Raw genomic sequence first — 20544 nt, 5'->3', positions numbered from 1 at the left:
CTGCCGGGGTTGAAGACCCCGGCAGCGTCACCTTCGCTTCGTTCCACAGAACATCCATTTCTGCGAGGGTCATATCCTGTAAATTCTTGCCCATTTCGGCCGCACGACGCTCTAAATACTGAAAACGATAAATGAATTTTCGATTTGTTCGCTCAACTGCCCGATCCGGGTTGATGTCAATAAAGCGCGCGAAGTTTACCAAGCTGAAAATCAAATCTCCTAGCTCACCTTCGGCCTCCTCTTTTTGAGCCGCAGTTAAATCTTTGCCAACAAAAGTTTCTTTGAACTCCCCTAACTCCTCTTCCACCTTCTCCCACACTTGTTCTTTTTCTTCCCAATCAAATCCAGCACCGCGCGCCTTCTCCTGAATCCGCATGGCCTTCACTAAAGACGGTAGAGATCCCGGAACCCCTGACAAAACAGATTTATTTCCTTCCTTTAATTTCAACGCTTCCCAATTAGCCTTCACTTGCTCCTCCGTCTCCGCAACCACATCCCCATAAATATGCGGATGACGGCCTATCAATTTTTCGCATAACCCGTTTAAAACATCGGTCACATCGAAAGCACCTTTTTCAGAACCGATTTTGCTGTAGAAAACGAGGTGTAAAAATAGATCCCCTATCTCCTTGCGGATCTCGGTAAGATCATTTTCCATGATCGCATCCGAAAGCTCATAGGTTTCTTCAATCGTCAAATGACGCAGTGTATCCATGGTTTGCTTTTTGTCCCACGGACATTTCTCCCGCAAATCATCCATCATACACAACAATCGATCGAAGGCCTCCGCCGCTATTGGATATTTCATATTTATGAGTTTAATCCGTATACGCGGACATAATCAATTAAAAATTTATTGGGGAAAATGGAATCGTCAACCCCTTTTTGGCCTCCCCAATTTCCGCCCACTGCCAAATTCAACAGGATATGTTGCTTCTTATCAAAAGGCCACTCTTCCCATCCGCGCCCCGAATTTTCAAATGTAAAATATAATTTACCGTCAATGTAGGACTTGACATATTGAGGCGTCCACTCCATCGTATAGACATGAAACTCCTTATCGAAATCATCCATTCGGGTCGTTGCCGTTTTTTGCGTATTAATCACGTGGTTAGACGCTTTGGTATGAATTGAAAAATGCATGACGCCCGGGTCATATCCAACATGCTCTAAAATGTCAATCTCCCCATTATCAGGCCAAAAAGCCGAACCGTAGTCGGACTGACTTGCCAACATCCAAATGGCAGGCCAATTACCTCGACCTGCTGGGATTTTGGCACGAACCTCAACTTTTCCATATAAAAAGTCTTGCTTTCCTTTCGTCACAATTCGAGCTGAAGAATAACTCCTTGCCCCTATTGGTTCCTTGCGCGCTTCAATCGTAAGCACACCATTTTCAATATGGGCATTGTCCAAATCTGCATTCGTATAGTATTGCAACTCATTATTGCCCCAACCGGAACCGCCCACATCATAGGACCAAATTTTATCATTTGGCAAGCCTGGTATCTCAAATTCATCCACCCAAATCGGCTTCTCCGTAAAGGTATATACTTTAGGCGGCGCTGGAGGTGTAGGAACAAATGGCTGCGCAAGGGCTGGAGTTTCCGCTTGAGAACAGGCAGCGACAGCTACTAAAGCCACACCACCAAAAAATGAAATCAGTTTAGACATATTGATTTTTTAAGTAGCCAAAAATAAGCGGAAGGACACCATAAATCCTACCGATTATGTACTTTTGATGCATGGAATTTAAACTATTATCCTCCTACCAACCCACAGGCGATCAGCCTAGTGCCATTAAACAATTGGTGGATGGTTTACAAAAAAACGAAAAATCCCAAACACTGTTGGGGGTAACCGGATCTGGAAAGACGTTTACGATTGCGAATGTAATCCAACAAGTCAACCGTCCCACGCTAATTTTAAGTCATAACAAAACGCTCGCGGCGCAGTTGTACGGCGAGTTTAAGTCATTTTTTCCTGAGAATGCCGTTGAATATTTCATTTCCTATTACGATTATTACCAACCGGAAGCGTTCATTGCGTCAACGGGTACCTACATCGAAAAAGATCTTTCGATTAATCAGGAGATTGAAAAATTACGTTTAGCCACCACGGCAGCCCTGATGTCCGGTCGGCGCGATGTCATCGTCATCGCCTCCGTTTCGTGTATCTACGGTATGGGAAATCCGGATGAGTACAAAAATTCAATCATGCGCATTGGTGTGGGGGAAACGATTTCTAGAAATCAATTTTTATTTCGGTTGGTTGAAATTCTATATGCCCGAACGGAAGGCGAGTTTTTGCGCGGCACGTTTCGGGTCAAAGGCGATACAGTTGATATCTTTTTGGCGTATGCTGATTTTGGGTATCGGATTATATTTTTTGGTGATGAGATTGAAGAAATTCACCGCATAGATCCATGGACGGGAAAGAAAATTTCCAAGGAAACGATGGTGGCCATTTTCCCAGCGAATTTATTTGTCACGGGACGTGAGACGTTGAACAATGCGATTTCGGATATTCAGGCAGATTTGGTGAATCAGATTTCATACTTCGGAAAAGATGGCCGACTTCAGGAAGCGGAGCGTATCAAGCAGCGAACTGAGTTTGATTTAGAGATGATGCGCGAATTAGGTTATTGCTCGGGTATTGAAAATTACTCGCGTTATTTTGATCAGCGGAAACCAGGGCAGCGTCCGTTTTGCTTACTCGACTTTTTCCCAGATGATTTTTTAATGGTGGTAGACGAAAGCCACGCCTCGATGCCCCAAATTCGGGCGATGTATGGTGGCGATCGCTCCCGGAAAGAAGCCTTGGTTGAATACGGATTCCGTTTGCCTTCTGCGATGGACAATCGACCGCTCAAATTTCAAGAATTTGAGGACCTTGTGGGCCAAACAATTTTCGTTTCTGCGACGCCTTCCGATTACGAATTGCAACTTTCAGAAGGTGTGGTGGTGGAGCAAATTATACGGCCAACTGGACTTTTGGATCCGTTAATTGATGTTCGGCCAACGAAAAATCAGATAGATGATTTGATGGATGAGGTATATGATCGCATCAAAAAACAAGAGCGAACGCTGATTACTACGCTGACAAAACGCATGGCGGAGGAGCTTTCTAAATACATGGATCGTGTGGGAATCAAGTGCCGTTACATTCACTCGGAAATTAAGACGCTCGAGCGGGTAGAGATTTTGCGTGAGTTGCGATTGGGCGTGATTGATGTTTTGGTAGGCGTCAACTTGCTTCGTGAAGGGCTTGATTTGCCCGAGGTATCGTTTGTGGCCATTATGGATGCTGATAAAGAAGGATTTTTACGTGATATACGCTCATTGATTCAAACGATTGGTCGGGCTGCTCGAAATGAAAATGGAAAAGTTGTCATGTATGCGGACCGAATGACGGGGTCGATGGAAAAGGCGATTAATGAAACGAATCGCCGAAGAGAGCGCCAGCGTGCGTATAATATGGAATATGGAATTACGCCGAAAACGATTTGGCGGAGTCATGATGAGATTATGGAACAAACGTCGATTGCGGATAAGATGGCTAAGCCGATGAAGGCCTATGGAATAACGCCAAAAGATCGATTGCAAGCAGCTGATCCGCTTTTAGCGTATCTTTCTAAGCCGGAATTGAAGAAACAAAAAGAGGCCGTACAAAAAGAAATGGAGCTTGCTGCGCGCGAATTGGATTTCCCACTAGCAGCTAAGTTCCGAGATGAATTACTGGCGATTGATAAACTACTTGCCGTCTAAATCTTTTTAGGTACAGCTCTCCCTACAAGTTTATTTTCAGCCCCACGATCGCCGCCTTCGTGATATTCGGCGTCTTCGTTTACATCCCACAAGTTGTACAATTCCTTCCCTGCAACAATATTTTTTGTTGCCAGCATCGCAGTCATCATACTGTGATCTTGGTTATTGTACTTGTGCATGCCGTTACGTCCGATCAAACTAAGACCTTTATAGCCTTCTAAGTCTTCACGAATCGTTGCCAAATGATCCTTGTATTCGTGGTCATAAACCGGATAAGCTTTCGGTTGGCGCACCACATACCCATCCAAAACAGAGTCTGGTTCAGTCAATCCAATTTGGGCTATTTCTTTTTTTCCGAGAGCAATCAAATCTTCATCTGAGCTAGCCCAAAGGCCATCGCCTTCAAAGCAAAAATATTCTAAGCCATAACAAGCCATGGAAGGATCTGGAACCATGTATGGGCTCCAGGATTTGAAGTTTTGGATACGTCCTACTGTAACACTTGGGTCGTGAATATAGATCCAATTGTCGGTGAAAGCATCTTTATCGCAGCAAATAAGTACTACGGTTAAGAAATCGCGGTAGTTTAGTTTCTGTGCGGCGGCCAGGGAATTGGCTGGCATTTGTGGCAGAATATTGGGGATTAACTCGCGCATGGGGGCAGTGGATAACACGTGTGAGAAATCTCCCACTTGTTTACCATCGCTTGTGTGTACTCGCCACGTATGTCCAGATTTTTCAATTTTTTGCACGCCGGTGTTCATCGTAATTTCAACGCCTAGGGCTATACTTTTTTCGGCACAAACTTCCCACATGCGACCAGGGCCGGTTTTGGGATATCTAAATGAGTCGATTAAGGTTTTAATTAGAGCGTCCCCTTTCTTTTTATTTTTACTGCCAAATAATGCATTCCAAATGGCGCTACTCAGGGAAAGCCCTTTGATTCGTTGGGCCGCCCAATCCGCCGAAATTTGGTTACAAGGAATTCCCCAAACTTTCTCGGTGTAAGTCTTGAAAAATATATTAAAAAGACGTTTCCCAAATTGGTTTGTCACCCAATCTTCAAAATTTTTGGGGTCTTTGATGGGGAAAACTCTCGATTTCAGATAGCTTAAAACGCACAGGGCACTTTCGAAAATACCGAGTTTGAGGAGCGCTTCCATGGCCACGAGTGGATAGGAGAAGAAATTTTTATTGTAAAAAATCCGAGAACTACGGGGACGTTCGAGTAATTCGTCGCCTAAGATTTCTGTCCAAAAATCCTCTACTTCTTGCGATTTAGAGAAAAAACGGTGACCGCCTATATCAAAATGGTAGCCTTTGTATGATTCGGTACGGGAAATCCCGCCAACATAGGTCGGATCTTTCTCAAAAACTTGTACAGGTACGCCACTTTTTCCTAATAAGTAAGCCGCAGTTAAACCAGCTGGACCTGCCCCGATAATCGCTACTTTTTTCATTTTAAAATCAATGAATTTGCATGTAAGAGTACAAAAATATCCTTTTTATTAGGGATTAAAAATCTACGCCGGGGCTAAGTGCGTTAAAAATAGTGAGCTAAAGGTTTAATCTGTCTTAATTGATTTATTAAACGGGATGCCTACTTGAAATTTTAAATCAGAATCATTATTTAACGGTAATACGTCTAGACCGTATTGAATTTGATCTGCAGGCATATCGAAGTATGTACCAAAAATACGATCCCAAATCGAAAAGATATTGCCATAATTTGTGTCGGTCTGGGGCCGCACATAATGATGGTGAATCTTGTGCATATTTGGAGATACGATCAACCATGAGATCCCTCGATCTAGCCATGTTGGTAAGTTAATGTTCGCATGATTAAATTGGGATAACAAGGCACTTGCGCTTTGGTAGACCATAACAAGCCACATGGGGGCACCACAAACAAAAATCCCAATGATGGCAAAAATGGCTCGAAACACACTTTCTCCGGGATGATGACGATTTGCCGTGGTCGTATCCACCATAGTATCTGCGTGGTGAATCATGTGAAATTTCCAAAGTACTTTAACCTTATGCTCAATAAAGTGGATCAGGTAGGCGCCTACAAGATCCAATAAAAGTAGGCCAACAACCGCAAAAAGCCACAAGGGCATTGGGAACCAATAAAGTATGCCAAACTGATTTTCCACAGCCCAATCACTCGCTGTAACTAGGGCGAAAGCGAAAGCGAAATTGATTATGACGGTGGTCAGGGTGAATAGTAGGTTAATTTTCGCATGTTTCCATTTGACGTATTTGAACTGGAATAGGGGGATAATCCCTTCGATAATCCAAAAAAAAGCGATTCCGCCAGCTAAAATAAGGGCTCTGTGTGAGCTGGGAATGGTATCGAAATAATAGGTTAATGATTCAAGCATAAGATTAAAGGGGGTAATTGTTCTCAATGATAAAAATAAAATATGGAAGATGGGTGAGATTTTTGATAAAAATTTCGTTCGGGTTGACGCTGCCGGGGTCTGCGACCCCGGCAGCGTCTAAATTAACGGGTTTTTTGATAAGTTTCTTGATAGATACAATTTGTACGGGCAAATCGGCCTCTACTGGGTTTTATCGACATAAAAATTGCCTTCGATATGCTTAAACTGATAAACTGCCCCCATGATTTAAAATCATTTATGATACATTTGCACGATATTTTCCATTCCACGCATCATTTGACCAAAAACATGATAAATTGAACTACTAAAATTGTTAACCCTATGAAAAAAATCGCCCTAGGCTTTATCGGCCTACTCATTATCATTCAATTCATCCATCCGGAGCGAAATACCAGCAATGATAACACCTACGCAATTTCGAAAAAATACCTCATCCCAGATGATGTGAATACTATTTTGACGAATGCATGCACCGACTGCCATTCAAATCAATCAACCTATCCTTGGTATTCAAACATTCAACCAGTTGGGTTTTGGCTAAATCATCACATCGAAGAAGGCAAAGAACACTTGAACTTTTCAACCTTTTTAAAATTACCCATCGCCGTTCAAAACCATAAATTAGAAGAAGTTATCGAGACCGTAGAGGAAGGCGAAATGCCGATGCCGTCATACACATATTTAGGCTTACACCCCAAAGCAAATTTAAGTGACGAAGAAAGAGGACAATTAATTGCCTGGGCAAAAGCGCAAATGGACACACTAAAAGCAACGTATCCAGCCGACAGCCTTAAAATGAAACCACGTCCAAAACGCGACTAAATGAAATAAAACAAGGCGATAGCCCCTATACCTAAAACGAGCCAAAGCAACCCATTGGCTCGTTTTTTCTTGATAAATAACAAGAGAATCAAGCCCGTAATCGATATTACAGTCATAAAAATAGCCGAAAAATCGATCACCCACTTCCACCCCTGGCCCGTATCCCGACCTTTGTGTAAATCATTTGCCCAGGCTATAACGCCGAGCGAGCGCTCTGATAAATGATAGCTTCCTTTCGTTCGATCCACAAAAACATCCGCCGTATATCCTGGGCCTTGAAAGGAAATAGAACATTCTGATTCATCAATCCGGAAATCATTTAGTTGGCCCTTCACCTGATGCGAAGCCCGCAAAAATTCCACGATTTCCAACTTTTTAACTTGGGCAGTATCCGAAGCATTTACCCAAGCAGGATTTAAACGTCCATCCAATTCATTCAAAACTTCCTTCTCCGGAAACCAATCCAAATGATTCAGCGTCAACCCCGTCACCGAGAAAAACAACACAATCACAAAACTGAACATGGACAAATAGATGTGCAACCACCTCGACCATTCGGCAACTGTTCTTTTCATATTTATTTGATTCGATAAACTAAACTGGCTGCCGACAGCTCCTCGTTGCCTGCAATGGCTTGCGTTTTGGCTTTACCATCAAATTTCATGGGCTGCTTCATCAACTGATATGAACCGTGCTCACGTGCCGCTTCGATGTAAATCGTATAATTTCCTTGCTCGACAAATTGGCCTTGATCATTTTTCCCATCCCATACCAAGGAATAATCTCCTGCTGAACGCGTGGCCGATGTAATGGACATTAAGTCAATAGGTAACTCCCGTTGCGCCTCGGAAAACGACCGTAAATCCGGCAACCAGCGCGGTTTTCTATACCAAAGTGCCAAACGGCGCACCGGCTTATGATTCGAATCCTCCACCCACACCGCCACGTACGGTCGGCGAGCCCCACCTCCTAAATTAGCCACTTGAATATTGATCAATAATTCTTGATTGGCCGCCCATAATTTCTCCTTCAAATTCACCATCGAAATGGATGTCTCAGGATTCGCCCCCGCCCAAGATTCACTCGCTATTTGCTCCCCATTTTTGGTAACAATTAAATATTCAAGATCTTGATAATTTGTGGCTAAAGCTGACGACTCAGCAACTGACAACACATTAAATGCCGTTGCCAAAGCCCCAGCAGTCACCGCATCTGGGTGAATCACCGTAGCAGATACAACATCTTGCGCAGGCATTCCCGTCCGCGGATCCATGATGTGTGAAAACCACTGGCCATCAAAGGACTCCCCCCGACGGTAATTTCCGCTCGTTGCAATTGATTTATTCTCCACAGAAACGACTCCAAGAGAGGCTCCATTTTCCGCATCCAAACGTGGGTCACTCACGCGAACCGGTTCCGCCCAATCCCCCTTCACCAAAATATCCCCTCCCACATTCAATACAAGGCCATTTACCCCTGGCGAGGCCATGGCCACATCAGCAGCCTTTTCCATCACATACCCTTTTGTAAATGTGTGTAAACGTAATTCTGCATCCGTTAAACGCGTCGCCGTCCCCTCACCTAAAGACCAATGTGCTTCATTCACATCTACTTTTCCTTCTTTCCAATGACGCGCAATTTCCTCCGAAGCTGCATTAATTGCTCCATCTGTTTTCGCATTCCATTCTTCGAATAATTGTAGCACTTCAGAAATTTCAGGAGATACAGCTACGGCCTCGCCCTTTGTACTCGTCATCCAACGCGCAAATTCATTGTGCAATCCCGCACTACCTAAAATTTGTTGGAGCCGATTGATTTCAGCTAAAACGTGAGCTTCCGCCTTTTCGGCCAACTCAAACGTCTGGGCCGCAATTTTCATATCGAGCGAAGTGCCTAAAATATTTTCTAACTGGGTAGTTAAAACACCAGAAACGCTCGTGGCATTTGCATTCGGAACGGCAGCAAGAATAGCTGCCAAAGAACTAGTTATCGGATTCATACTAGGCATTTAAAATGAGAAAGCCCAAAACTAGAATTTCAAGATTCAAGTCAGTCCATTTTTAGACCAAATACTAATTTTCGTCTACGACTTGTTGAGCGAAAAAGTGACGCTGCCGGGGTCTTCAACCCCGGCAGCGTCTACCGCAAGCTCCGAAAAATCCCTATAAGTATCCTGATAATTTACAAAGTCTTCATATCTATCACGAAACGATACTTCACGTCCGAATGAATCACCCGCTCATACGCCGCATTCACATCCGCCATCGAAATCATCTCCACGTCGGATAAAATGCCGTGCTCCGCACAGTAATCCAACATTTCCTGCGTCTCCGCTATGCCACCAATCATCGAACCAATAATACTCCGACGCTTCGAAATCAATTTCGCCGCCCCAAAAGCATTGTCCTCCGGCGGAATTCCGACCAATAACATCTTGCCTTCCACCGTTAATAAATCAAGAAACTTATTTAAATCATGCTTCGCAGCGACCGTATTTAAGATAAAATCAAATGACCCCGCCAGCGCCTTCATTTGCGCGGGATCTGTCGATAACGCAAAATAATGCGCTCCCAATGCCCGGGCATCCGCCTCCTTCGACGGAGAAGTTGACAACATAGTTACCTCCGCCCCAAAGGACGCCGCAAATTTTACCGCCATGTGACCCAAGCCACCCAGCCCTAAAACAGCCACTTTATGTCCCTTACCCACACCCGCAAAACGCAACGGCGAATACGTCGTAATGCCTGCACACAACAAAGGAGCCACACGCGCTAAATCCGATTCTTCAAAATTTACATGCAAGGCATATTTTTCATCAATTACATAATTCGACGAATAGCCACCAAAAGTCTGCGTCTTCCCATCCCGGTAAAAATCATTATACGTCGCCGTCATGCCCTCATCGCAATACTGCTCCTGACCCGTCTCGCACGATGTGCAAGTCCGACAGGAATCAACGAAAACACCGACACCAGCTGTTTGGCCTATTTTGAATTTCGTTACATGCGAACCAACCTCCACAACTTTCCCCACAATCTCATGCCCAGGAACAATCGGATAAATCGACGGCCCCCACTCACTACGCACCATGTGAATATCCGAATGGCACACCCCACAATACATAATATCAATCTTCACATCATGCGGCCCAACCTCCCGACGTTCAAATGTAATCGGCGCCACAGCTGCCTCCGCGCTCGTAGCGCCATATCCTTTAACTTGCATCTTGTAATGTTTGGTTTAATGTGTCTATAAAAACTTGAACAGGCTCCGCACCAGATATGCCAAATTTCCGATCAAACACGAAAAATGGTACTCCACGAACGCCCAAATTTACCCCTTCTTGAATATCTTGGCTGACCCGATAACCCAGTTCCTCACTCAAAATCGCCGTACGAATATCTGACGCCGCTAACCCAACCGATTCTCCCAGCAAAACCAGCTCTTCCACCGAAGCCAAATCACGCCCTTCTGTAAAATAGGCGAGAAAAAACGCCTCCTCTATTTCGTTATCGAGGCCTTTTTCTTTAGCTAACTGAATCACCCGATGTGCATAAATCGAATTAGCCACCACCGCTTTGTCAAACTGAAAATCCAACCCCACCGCAGCAGCCATCGCTACCACACAATCATGCATTTGCACCGACTGCTCCATCGACCACCCTTTGCGCTCCGCTAAATAGGCATATACGCCCACGGGTGCGTCAAATTTCAGCGGAATTTCCGGGTCCAACTGATAGCTTTTCCACGTAATCTCCACCGCATCACGCCCCTCAAAAGCCAAAAGCGCCTGCTCCAAATGCCGCTTGCCGATGTAGCAAAACGGACACATAATATCACTCCAAATCTCTATTTTCATAAGCCCCCAATTTACAAAAAAACCCTAGGCGTTCGACCTAGGGTTCCAAAAAAAACAATTAAATCTTACTCCACAACGAATGGGTAATCTTCTTGCATATACACATCTTTGTACGCCTCATCCGGTGTAGGGAATGGAGATGCCTCCGCAAACTCCACCGATTCCTGTACCTGAATTTTAATCTTCGCATCAATCGCATCTAAATCCGCTTGCGTCGCTAACCCATTATCCAAAATACGCGATTTAACTTGCTCAATTGGATCACGATCTTTGTACGTTTCTACCTCTTCCTTCGAACGGTATTTTTGCGGATCCGACATCGAGTGACCGCGATACCGATACGTTCTAAACTCTAAAAATGTAGGACCCTCACCCGCACGTGCACGCGCCGCAGCACGCGAAACTGCCTCATGAACCGCCTCCACATCCATCGCGTCTACCGGCTCAGACGGCATGTCATATGCCTCCCCAATGGTATATAATTCCGTCACATTAGAAGTACGTGCCACCGACGTTCCCATCGCATAGCCATTGTTTTCTACAACAAAAATCGCAGGCAATTTCCAGACCATCGCCATATTAAATGCCTCATGCAAAGCTCCTTGACGAACCGCACCATCACCGAAATAGGTAATCGAAACATTACCCGTTTTCTTATATTTTTCAGCAAATGCCAAACCAGCTCCCAATGGGATCTGCGCACCTACAATTCCATGGCCACCCACAAAACCCACTTCCTTATCGAAAATGTGCATTGAACCACCTTTCCCCTTGGAAGCACCAGTGATCTTACCGTATAACTCGGCCATGATCGCATTTGGTGACGTACCCAATGCCAATGGAATCCCATGGTCACGGTACGCAGTAATGTATTTATCGCCCTCAATCAAAGCAGATTTTGCACCTGATGAACACGCTTCTTGTCCGATATATAAGTGACAAAAACCTTTGATTTTTTGCATCCCGTACAACTGACCGCATTTCTCTTCAAACTTGCGTTGCAATTGCATCGACTCATACCAGTACATGTAGGTCTCTTTGGAATACTTCAGTGCTTGCGTTTCTTTCTTCGCCATCTTATTGATTGTATTTAAAATCGATGCGAAATTAAAACAAAAGCGCCACGCAGCCAAAAAATCGCGTATTATTCTTTATTTTTACAGCTTTCCGCCATTCGGATTCGCATTATGTACCTCAAATCGTTACAGGTCAAACAGTTTAAGTCCTACGAGGAAGCCCAATTTGAATTCATTTCAAATATCAATTGCATCGTAGGCGAAAACGGAATTGGAAAAACCAACCTACTCGACGCGATCCATTTTCTTTCCCTAACGAAAAGTGCCCGTGGCGTAGCCGACCCCCTCTGCATCCGCCACGGTGAGTCTTTTTTCATGGTTCAAGGGTCTTTCGTCTTCCAAAAAGTCGAACACATCCCCGAATCCGAAACGCAAATCACCTGCGCCGTTCAGAAAGGACAAAAGAAAACACTGCTTCGCGACCAAAAACCTTACACACGTCTAGCTGATCACATCGGAAATTTCCCCATCGTACTGATGGATCCGCATGATACCGACCTCGTGCGCGACTCCAGCGATACCCGTAGAAGATTTTTTGATGGGGTGATGGCGCAACTCGACCGTACGTTTCTAGAGAATTTAATTCGATATAATCGTATAGTCCAACAGCGCAACAGTCTACTCAAACAATTCGCTGATTCCGGGCAAATAGATTCGGTGATGTTGGCCAGCTACCACGAACCACTAGTGATTTTGGGCGAGGCCATCAACAAGGCACGCATCGAATTTTTGACAGATTTTCTGCCAAGATTCCAAGCCCATTACGCGACGCTTTCCGACGATCGGGAACAGGTGACGATAAGACTGGTATCCACGTTCGAAGCAGGAAAATTGGATGAAGCACTACTAAATTCAGAACGGCAGGATTTGGCGGCCCAACGGACCACCGTCGGGATTCACCGCGATGATTTTGAATTTGACATCAACGAGTTCCCGCTTAAAAAATACGGTTCGCAAGGCCAAACAAAAAGCTTTGTTGTAGCCCTCAAGCTCGCACAATTCGACGCGCTAACTGCAGCGAAACCCCGTAAACCGCTTCTATTATTAGATGATATTTTTGATAAATTAGACGATCGCCGAATTCAACGTTTGATCGAAATGATGGCAGAAGATCATTTTGGGCAGGTTTTCATTACCGATGCCCGTCCCGAACGGACAAAATCATTACTAAAAAATCTGCGCACTAAGATTCAATACATCGCGCTATAGTATCCCCAAAGGTCTGAATGGAATTTTCCGCAGCGACTTGTTGGCACGCCACCTCATTCACCTCCAAACCCTCCGTTTGAATAACACGCAAGGCATTCCCCACAGCTAACGCATCCGTCGCATCAACCACGCGACCTAATCCACGCGCGCGAATCATGTCGCCGATAACCCCCAGCTCCGTTGCCAACATCGCCTTTCCCGCCATCGCTCCACGCACAAGAACCGAACTCATGCCCGTGTGACCTTGATATAACATCAGCACCACATCGGCCAACTCGAAACAAATCTGCACCTCTTGCGCAGGCAAATAGCCAAATAAGGTGATTACCTCCAACGATGGCACGCGCGCAATCGCCGCTTGAATCTGCGGTAAATATTCAGGGGCAATTGGCCCAGCTAACACCAAACACATGTGCGCATGCTCAGCAGGTGGCAATTGACCGCAAGCTTTCAAAAACACCTCAATTCCCTTGCGATCATCCAAAAATCCAAAATTCAAATAGACTTTTTTATCCGCAGGTATGCCATGCTTCACCCGAAATGCCTCACGCACATCAGAAGAAATCGCATACGATTTAATCGGATCGCTCAAAGGCTCAACGCGAGCAGATCCCGCAATTTGTCGGATGGCAGGAACTAATGATTGGACGAGGCAAAAAAGACTGAGGATTTGGCCGGATTGAAGGGCGCGGGCCAACAGCCATTTTTTAAGCTTGGGATAAAAGCCTGTAGCGTCCTCAAAGAAATCAGTCCGGAAACTGATGCCAGAAACAGGAATTGGACTGCGTTTTCCGAGCCATGCGGACAATGGAAAATAATCAAAATACATTAAGAGCGCGTGTGTCGCTTGATGCGAGACAGCATAGTCCAACATTAAATTCCACTCCAAGAAAGAACGGCGGTAAATATTAGTCGCATGCAAGCGTCCTATTTGATCCATCGGAATGCCCGCAAACGTCACATTTGAACCCCAGACTAGCTGATCGGCGATGCGGCGCGACTCCACATCCGTACGGAATTTTTCCCCAGATACGACCACGAGCTCGACATCCTGCCGACCGCTAAAATATTCGATGGCATACAGCAAATAATCCGGGTGGTGCCCGTCCAAAATGGTGTCAAAAAAAAGTATGCGGTGTTTCACAGGGTATAGAAAAAAGCAGAGACGCTAAAAGCGCCTCTGCAAAAATAGTATTAAAGACCGTATTTATATTTATATCGATTAAACAACTGCGTATGCTTGTTGTCCAAGTTGATCGCGCGTCCTTGAATAAACGCGTGCGTAACAACGCTCGATTTCATATCCAAGATGTCGCCCGTTGAGATGACAATATTGGCATCCTTCCCATTTTCTAAACTTCCGGTCCGATCTGCAATCCCCATAATTTTAGCTGGATTCAAGGTGATCGCAGCCAAAGCTTCCTCTTTCGTTAAGCCATAGGTCGACATTGTTCCAGCCAAAAATGGCAAATTCCGAATTTGCGTGTACCCATCTCCTGAATCTTGGCAAATTGAGAATAAAACACCCGCTTTTTGGAGCTGAGCACCTGTTTTGTAGGGTTGGTCCACGGCATCGTCCTCCGTAGCCGGAAGCGCATGTGGCTCATGCAAGATAACAGCCACGTTGTTCGCCGCTAAAATATCTGCAATCATGTAGCTATCCGCACCTCCCGCAATGACTAATTTGAAATTAAATTCTTTGGCAAAATCGATCGCCACTAACATTTCTTTCACTAAATCACAGTGTATATAAAGTGTTTTTGACCGATCAAATAAACCACGCGTCGCCTCGAATTTCAAGTTGGTGGCTGCATGTGTTTTCTCCTGCAAATAAGCCTTCGCCTCACGGAAAAATACGCGACCTTGTTCAATACGCTCTAATCCTAACTTAACCGGATCCGAATCTCCACCTCTTCTGCGCATTTGCATCGGACGATTAATCAACGCAGGAAACGTCATGTGTATTCCATTGTCAAGTGCATACGCGGCATCTTCCCAGTTCCAAGCATCCAATTGTACAACCGTAGAAGAACCCGAAATCAATCCTCCTTGCGGAACGATTTGCGCCAATAAAACGCCATTCGAACGAACCGTATTGATTACTTTACTGTCGGTATTGTAGGCCACGATTGAACGAACGCTTGGGTTCAAGTCCCCTAACTCATCAAAATCAGCTGTTGACTTAGTTGAGCTAACCTCCACCAAACCCATATTGGTATTTGGGGCAATAATCCCCGGGTACACGTGCTTGCCTGTGGCATCAATGCGCTCGACATCACCTGTCACAGTAGCCGTTTCAATTTTAATTTTCCCCTTTTCAATACTCAGGGTTCCGTTTTCAATCACTTGGCCATTGCCAATGTGTAGCGTTCCGCCAGAAATCACAATCTTTTTAGTTTGTGCCGGCGAGGGATGCATGGTTTCTTGGGCGTTTAGTCCCAAGCTGGCCAACATCAATAATGCGAATATATTCGTTTTCATATGTGTATCTTTTAGTCGATGTTAACAAAACGGTGTGAAATACGCTCCCATAAACTGCGCTCGTGGTTGTGATCCTCTTCGCACATATTTTCTGGTTTGTAGGAAGGGATAGCAGGACGTATCGCCATACCCCCTTTTTTCGCACCTAACATTTTCATCACCAAACGCTGCTTTTCCGCTTTCAATGCCTCTTGTAATTTGGCATCTTCTACGCGGTCAAAAACAACCGTTCCGTCTACGATGGTTTGTTCGGATTTGGCATAGATACTTAACGGATGTGCCGACCACACAACGACGTCAGCGTCTTTGCCTTCTTTAATACTACCTACGCGATCAGCGACGTGTAACATTTTAGCTGGGTTTAACGTCACCATTTTCAAGGCGTCTTCCTCTGACATCCCGGCGTATTTCACGCTTTTCGCAGCTTCGTGGTTTAGGCGGCGCGCCATTTCAGCATCATCTGAATTGATCGCTACGTTAACGCCATTCTTTTGCATCAAATAAGCGTTTTGCGGAATCGCATCCAATACCTCCATTTTGTAATTCCACCAGTCGGCGAACGTAGAAGCATTCGCCCCGTGTGCTTTCATTTTGTCGGCCACTTTATAGCCTTCTAAAATATGTGTCAACGTATTTACGGTGAAGCCAAATTTGTCAGCCACCTTCAAAATCGAGTTGATTTCACTTTGTACATACGAGTGGCAGGTGATAAAGCGCTTCTTATTTAGGATTTCCAAAAGTGTCTCTAATTCGAGGTCGATACGCTTGCCGGGCCCTAATTTTTCGTAGTCGCGGGCACGTGTAAATGCATCTGTCAATACTTGCTCTACGCCCATGCGGGTATCTGGGAAGCGGTTGTTAGCCGTATTGTACGAACGTTTTACGTTTTCACCTAGGGCGAATTTGATAAACGGATCCCAATTCCCAAACTTCAGATCTTCCGCATTTTTACCCCAGCGGAATTTCAATAATTGCGTTTGGCCACCAATGGTGTTACAAGAACCGTGTAAAATATGCGACGCGGTTACGCCACCGGATAATTGACGGTAGATATCCACATCTTCTGGGTCGATCACATCGGCGATGCGCGCTTCTGCTGTGACGGATTGCGAACATTCGTTGATGCCACCCGAAGAAGCCACGTGTGAATGCTCGTCGATGATGCCGGCCGTTACGTGTTTACCTGTTCCGTCGATCACGCGGGCAGAGGCATCTTTCAGGCCTTTCCCGATCGCGGTTATTTTTCCTCCTTTTAATAGGACGTCTGTTCCCGCGAGAACACCCGATTTTTCGTTGGTCCAAACCGTTGCATTTTTAATCAAGATGGTTTCTTGTTTGGCAATCGTCTTTTTGCCAAGACCGGTAAATGGATATACTACATCCCCGATTACCTCTGGCTTGGCTGGTTTAGCTTTTACAGCTGTATCTACTGCAGCGGCGGAGGTACGTACAGCTTTCCAAGAAACCCATTCGCCCGAAGCGAGCTGGCCTGTTCCGCCGATTTCCGTTCCATTAAACGTTCCGGATAAACGTGATTTGCCCACTTTATTGGTGAACGATAAATTCACAAGGGCCTCTTTTTGTGACATGTCAACTTGCATCGTGTCTTTGGCCATCATGGTCACTTTATAGCTTCCTGGGTTGCCTTTGATCACTAAGGTTTTCTCGTCTTTGCCTAATTGCAAACGGTAATTCCCAGCTAGCGTTTTCCAGTTTTCTGGTTGGATCACATAACCGGCTCCTTGGATCCAGTTTTCGATCACGACTGATTTTTCGTCAAAAATCGGGCCACTTGTAATTAAGAAGTTCGCCCATTTCCCCGCATCTAGCGTACCTACTTGATCCGCCACTTGTAAGATTTGCGCAGGTGTTTGGGTTAATGCTTCGAGTGCTTTTTGTTCTGTTAAGCCAAATTGCATGGCTTTACGTATGTTAGCCAAAAAGCTCGACTGATCTTTCAAGCCATTTGATGTTAAGGCAAATGAAATGCCTGCTTTTTCAAAAGCGCCTAGATTGGTAGGTGCTAATTCCCAATGCTTCAAATCGGCCACGTTCACAAAACGTGCGTCTGTTGGATCTTCTAAATCCATGGCTTGCGGGAAATTAAGGGGTAGAATGAATGTCGCTTTGGTCGACTTGATCTCCTCGATGCGCTGGTATTCGTTACCGCTTCCTTTGATGATGTATTGCACGCCAAATTCATCGCCGATTTTATCAGCGCGAAGTGCCGACCACTTATCGTTGGTTTCAAAAATTTGTGGCAAGCTACTATTTGCGTTAAATCCTTGAAGACTTAGATTTAGTCCTTCTTGCGCGGGTTTGGTTTTATACCAATTCGCATCTAGGTATTGCTGGCGCAATAAAGCGATGCTCCCCATCAATGAATTTGGATAATCTTGGGAGGAAGTTCCTTTGTTGAAAGAGAATTGCGCGGCGGCATGTTCTTTGAGAATGACTAGGTTCTCTTTTTCTTTGGCAAGCGAAACAAAAACGGAAGTTCCGCGGGAGATGCCGTCCATTTGGTGGGAGGCCACGGAACCGAAACCGATTTTACGGAGGTCTTTCGCTTTGGAATCGTCTACGTTGAATAGTTTCGCGTGACTGAGTTCTGATTTGAGCGCTTGGTTCCAGCTGTAGGGACCTTGCGTTTTGCTAATCATTTGGGAAGGTGACCGATAGGAATAGCTGCCTCCTTGCGGAGCGTCGAAACCGTAATCGCTGTATGCGTCAATGAAAGACGGATACAAAAATTTGCCTTGGCAGTTGATGATGACCGCTTCTTTGGGGATAGGTAGGTTAACACCTACGGCTTCAATTTTACCTTGTTTCACTAAAAGTGTCGCGTTCTTCAGTGTTGTTTTGGCGTCTTTACTGATGGTTGCGTTTGTGAAGGCATAATATCCAGAACGGGGATTTGCGATATCGTTCGCTGGATAGGTTTGTTGGGCGAATAAAGGACTCGTAACACAAAGTAAAACGAATCCGAACCACCTGAGATTAAATTTGTACATGAAAACAGGTTTATATTGATGAGCGAACAAGATAAATATAAATTGGCTAAATTTCTGAAATATTGTAAATTGAGCCTTTTAAAAATTGATTTAACCTGCGCATGCGTTTGAAATTAAGTGTACTACTAGGGGTTTTGTTGGGCAGCTTCTTTGCTGTTCAGGCGCAGAAGATTGGCGACATTACGTTTAATAAACTCCCACAAGATTTCCAGTTGGTTCCACGCGAGTCCACGAATTTAGCGCCAGTACCTGTATCGGGTGCGGTGACGAATCCGGCGGTGACGGGCGTGAGTGTACGGGTGTTGCGCAATGGGGCTTTGTTTGCTTATGCCAAACCTGCGCTTTCAGCTTCTAAATTTTCTTCTTCATTTTCCATTCGGGCGGAGTTGGCCGAATACGATGTGGAAGTTTATGCGTTTAAGGGGGTGGATTCGAGTTTGGTGGTTCGTAGGAAATCGGTGGTTGCGGGAGATGTGTATTATGTATCTGGTCAATCGAATGCCTGGATTGGGCCGATTGATGATTTGGTCTATCAGGGAACATGGGTGCGTTCGTTTGGGTTGGTTCAGGCCAATGATAATTATGGGCCGTATGTGTTGGCAGATACACTCTGGTCGTTGCCGGTGGGCAAGGCGCGAATTGGTCCGTGGGCGGCAGAAATTGCGAAGCAACTATTTGAATCGGAGAAGATTCCGATGGCATTTATTAATTCGGCAGCGGGTGGATCGTACATCGATTTTCATTTGATTTTGAGTGGAAATGTAACGCCTCCGATCACGGGTGGCGACATTATGTATTATAAAGCGTTGAAATCGGGTACTATTTCTAAGGTACGTGGAATTATTTTTAGGCAGGGGGAAGGTGAGGTGGCGTATGAGGCGGGGACACCTAATTTATGGACGACTAAATTTTTGGCCATAAAGGACAAGTGGAAGAAATATTTCCCTTCGGTGGAACGGATATTTCTACCCCAATTGAATATTTATGAATTTAGGTATGATCGGGCTGCCGTGATTCGGGAGGATCAGCGCAGATTGCATGCACAAGATCCATTGGTCAAGGGATATGCGACGGTGGGCTCGTTGGGGTTTGACCGTATACATTATACGAATCCGGGATATCGTTCGTCGGGGCAGGAGCTTGCGCGGATTATGTTGAAGGAATTGTATGGTCGGCCGTTAACCCCTCAGGTTTATAGCCCAAATATTCAGCGGGCATATTTTAATTCGAGGTCGGAGCGCAACAAAGTTTACTTAGAATTCGAAGAGGGGCAAGAAATGGTGGCGACGCTGGATACGGTGGTGAAGGATGAGGCGGGGGTTTTACAAAAAAGGTTGTTAGCGCAAAATTTCTTTTATGATGAGTTGAATGCCAAAACGATGGGGCCTTTTATCACCAAAATTGAAGTAGAGGGGCGCAAGGTGATTTTGACATTTAATGTGCAGTATGATCGGAATGTGATTTCTTATTTACCGGATTTCCATCGGGACTTTGATGCGAAGACGAAGATATTCCCGTTTGCTGGGCCATTTTTAAAGAATAAGTTGGGGATGCGGGCATTTGGTTTTTCGGGTTTCCCGATTGGTTTTAAGGATGAGCAGTTTATTGAATACACGTTGTTCCCGAATCCTGGGAAGGATATGATCAGTTTGCAATTTTCAAATTTTGTGGATGGGATGCTGGATGTTTACAGCATGTCGGGTTTGAAAGTCTATTCGCAGGTCATTGAGGGCGTGAAATCAGCGCAGTTCCCGGTCTCATCCTGGGCGCGGGGTAATTATTTTGTTCAGTTTACGGGCTTGGATGGGAGGAAGGTGACGAAGAGGTTAGCAGTGAATTAGTCCGGAGGGAAAGAGTCCGGAGTAGAGACGCGATACTTCGCGTCTTCCATAGCCATTATAGGATTAAAAAAGG

16 protein-coding genes are annotated in these 20544 nt (G+C 45.1%); 4 read left to right on the top strand and 12 right to left on the bottom strand.

The genetic code is table 11. The annotated features are described in order from the left end of the window. Together mazG and AC1W6K_RS09065 are read right to left on the bottom strand one after the other, a co-directional pair. On the bottom strand, positions 1–808 hold an 808-nt coding region (gene mazG / locus AC1W6K_RS09070), incomplete at its 3' end, for a nucleoside triphosphate pyrophosphohydrolase (protein ID WP_481947243.1). Positions 809–810: 2 nt separating this feature from the next. Beyond that, entirely contained in the window at positions 811–1674 is an 864-nt protein-coding gene (locus AC1W6K_RS09065) for a glycoside hydrolase family 16 protein (protein WP_481947242.1), read from the bottom strand. 71 nt (positions 1675–1745) lie between these two features. Here AC1W6K_RS09065 and uvrB point away from each other — a divergent pair, with 71 nt between their 5' ends. Continuing rightward, positions 1746–3767 carry an excinuclease ABC subunit UvrB gene (uvrB, locus tag AC1W6K_RS09060; RefSeq protein WP_481947241.1) on the top strand — a complete coding sequence of 674 codons (2022 nt, stop codon included), beginning with the start codon at positions 1746–1748 and terminating at the stop codon, positions 3765–3767. On the opposite strand, the gene AC1W6K_RS09055 is transcribed toward uvrB, so the two are convergent. Then, positions 3764–5239 carry an NAD(P)/FAD-dependent oxidoreductase gene (locus AC1W6K_RS09055; protein ID WP_481721361.1) on the bottom strand — a complete coding sequence of 492 codons (1476 nt, stop codon included), beginning with the start codon at positions 5237–5239 and terminating at the stop codon, positions 3764–3766. The two genes, uvrB and AC1W6K_RS09055, sit on opposite strands and share 4 nt — an antisense overlap. Before the next feature lie 93 nt (positions 5240–5332). Further along, positions 5333–6151, bottom strand: coding sequence for a sterol desaturase family protein (locus AC1W6K_RS09050; protein ID WP_481947240.1), 819 nt, complete (start codon positions 6149–6151; stop codon positions 5333–5335). 342 nt (positions 6152–6493) lie between these two features. On the opposite strand from AC1W6K_RS09050, the gene AC1W6K_RS09045 reads away from it, so the two are divergent. Next, positions 6494–6994, top strand: a complete 501-nt coding sequence (locus tag AC1W6K_RS09045) for a heme-binding domain-containing protein (protein WP_481947239.1) — start codon at positions 6494–6496, stop codon at positions 6992–6994. Here AC1W6K_RS09045 and AC1W6K_RS09040 read toward each other — a convergent pair. The 5 genes from AC1W6K_RS09040 to pdhA all read right to left on the bottom strand — a co-directional run bounded on the left by AC1W6K_RS09040 (position 6991) and on the right by pdhA (position 11929). Then, positions 6991–7569: a PepSY-associated TM helix domain-containing protein gene (locus AC1W6K_RS09040; RefSeq protein WP_481947238.1), complete on the bottom strand. Its 579-nt coding sequence runs from the start codon at positions 7567–7569 to the stop codon at positions 6991–6993. The genes AC1W6K_RS09045 and AC1W6K_RS09040 overlap by 4 nt on opposite strands. Before the next feature lie 2 nt (positions 7570–7571). Beyond that, entirely contained in the window at positions 7572–8993 is a 1422-nt protein-coding gene (locus AC1W6K_RS09035; RefSeq protein ID WP_481947237.1) for a DUF2271 domain-containing protein, read from the bottom strand. A gap of 182 nt (positions 8994–9175) precedes the next feature. Continuing rightward, positions 9176–10219 carry an NAD(P)-dependent alcohol dehydrogenase gene (locus AC1W6K_RS09030; RefSeq protein ID WP_481947236.1) on the bottom strand — a complete coding sequence of 348 codons (1044 nt, stop codon included), beginning with the start codon at positions 10217–10219 and terminating at the stop codon, positions 9176–9178. Beyond that, positions 10209–10853: a DsbA family oxidoreductase gene (locus AC1W6K_RS09025; protein WP_481947235.1), complete on the bottom strand. Its 645-nt coding sequence runs from the start codon at positions 10851–10853 to the stop codon at positions 10209–10211. The genes AC1W6K_RS09030 and AC1W6K_RS09025 overlap by 11 nt, the downstream gene beginning before the upstream one ends. Before the next feature lie 65 nt (positions 10854–10918). Continuing rightward, positions 10919–11929, bottom strand: a complete 1011-nt coding sequence (gene pdhA, locus AC1W6K_RS09020) for a pyruvate dehydrogenase (acetyl-transferring) E1 component subunit alpha (protein ID WP_481721355.1) — start codon at positions 11927–11929, stop codon at positions 10919–10921. Between the two features lie 111 nt (positions 11930–12040). Between pdhA and recF the strand changes: the two genes are divergently transcribed. Beyond that, positions 12041–13138, top strand: coding sequence for a DNA replication/repair protein RecF (recF, locus tag AC1W6K_RS09015; RefSeq protein WP_481947234.1), 1098 nt, complete (start codon positions 12041–12043; stop codon positions 13136–13138). Here recF and AC1W6K_RS09010 read toward each other — a convergent pair. The 3 genes from AC1W6K_RS09010 to AC1W6K_RS09000 are packed head-to-tail and all read right to left on the bottom strand — an operon-like array spanning position 13113 to position 18630. Beyond that, complete coding sequence (locus AC1W6K_RS09010; RefSeq protein ID WP_481947233.1) at positions 13113–14282, bottom strand: glycosyltransferase; 1170 nt, start codon at positions 14280–14282, stop codon at positions 13113–13115. The two genes, recF and AC1W6K_RS09010, sit on opposite strands and share 26 nt — an antisense overlap. 50 nt (positions 14283–14332) lie before the next feature. Further along, positions 14333–15619: an amidohydrolase family protein gene (locus AC1W6K_RS09005; protein WP_481947232.1), complete on the bottom strand. Its 1287-nt coding sequence runs from the start codon at positions 15617–15619 to the stop codon at positions 14333–14335. Between the two features lie 11 nt (positions 15620–15630). Beyond that, on the bottom strand, positions 15631–18630 hold the full coding sequence (locus AC1W6K_RS09000; RefSeq protein ID WP_481947231.1) for an amidohydrolase family protein: 3000 nt from the start codon (positions 18628–18630) through the stop codon (positions 15631–15633). 101 nt (positions 18631–18731) lie between these two features. On the opposite strand from AC1W6K_RS09000, the gene AC1W6K_RS08995 reads away from it, so the two are divergent. Beyond that, a complete protein-coding gene (locus tag AC1W6K_RS08995) occupies positions 18732–20471 on the top strand; it encodes a T9SS type A sorting domain-containing protein (RefSeq protein WP_481947230.1) in 1740 nt (579 codons plus the stop codon). Positions 20472–20544 lie beyond the last annotated feature (73 nt).

The organism is Aquirufa sp. (genome assembly GCF_964796385.1).
Note: the sequence above shows the minus strand (reverse complement) of the source record. Positions and strands in the feature narration are given on the sequence as shown.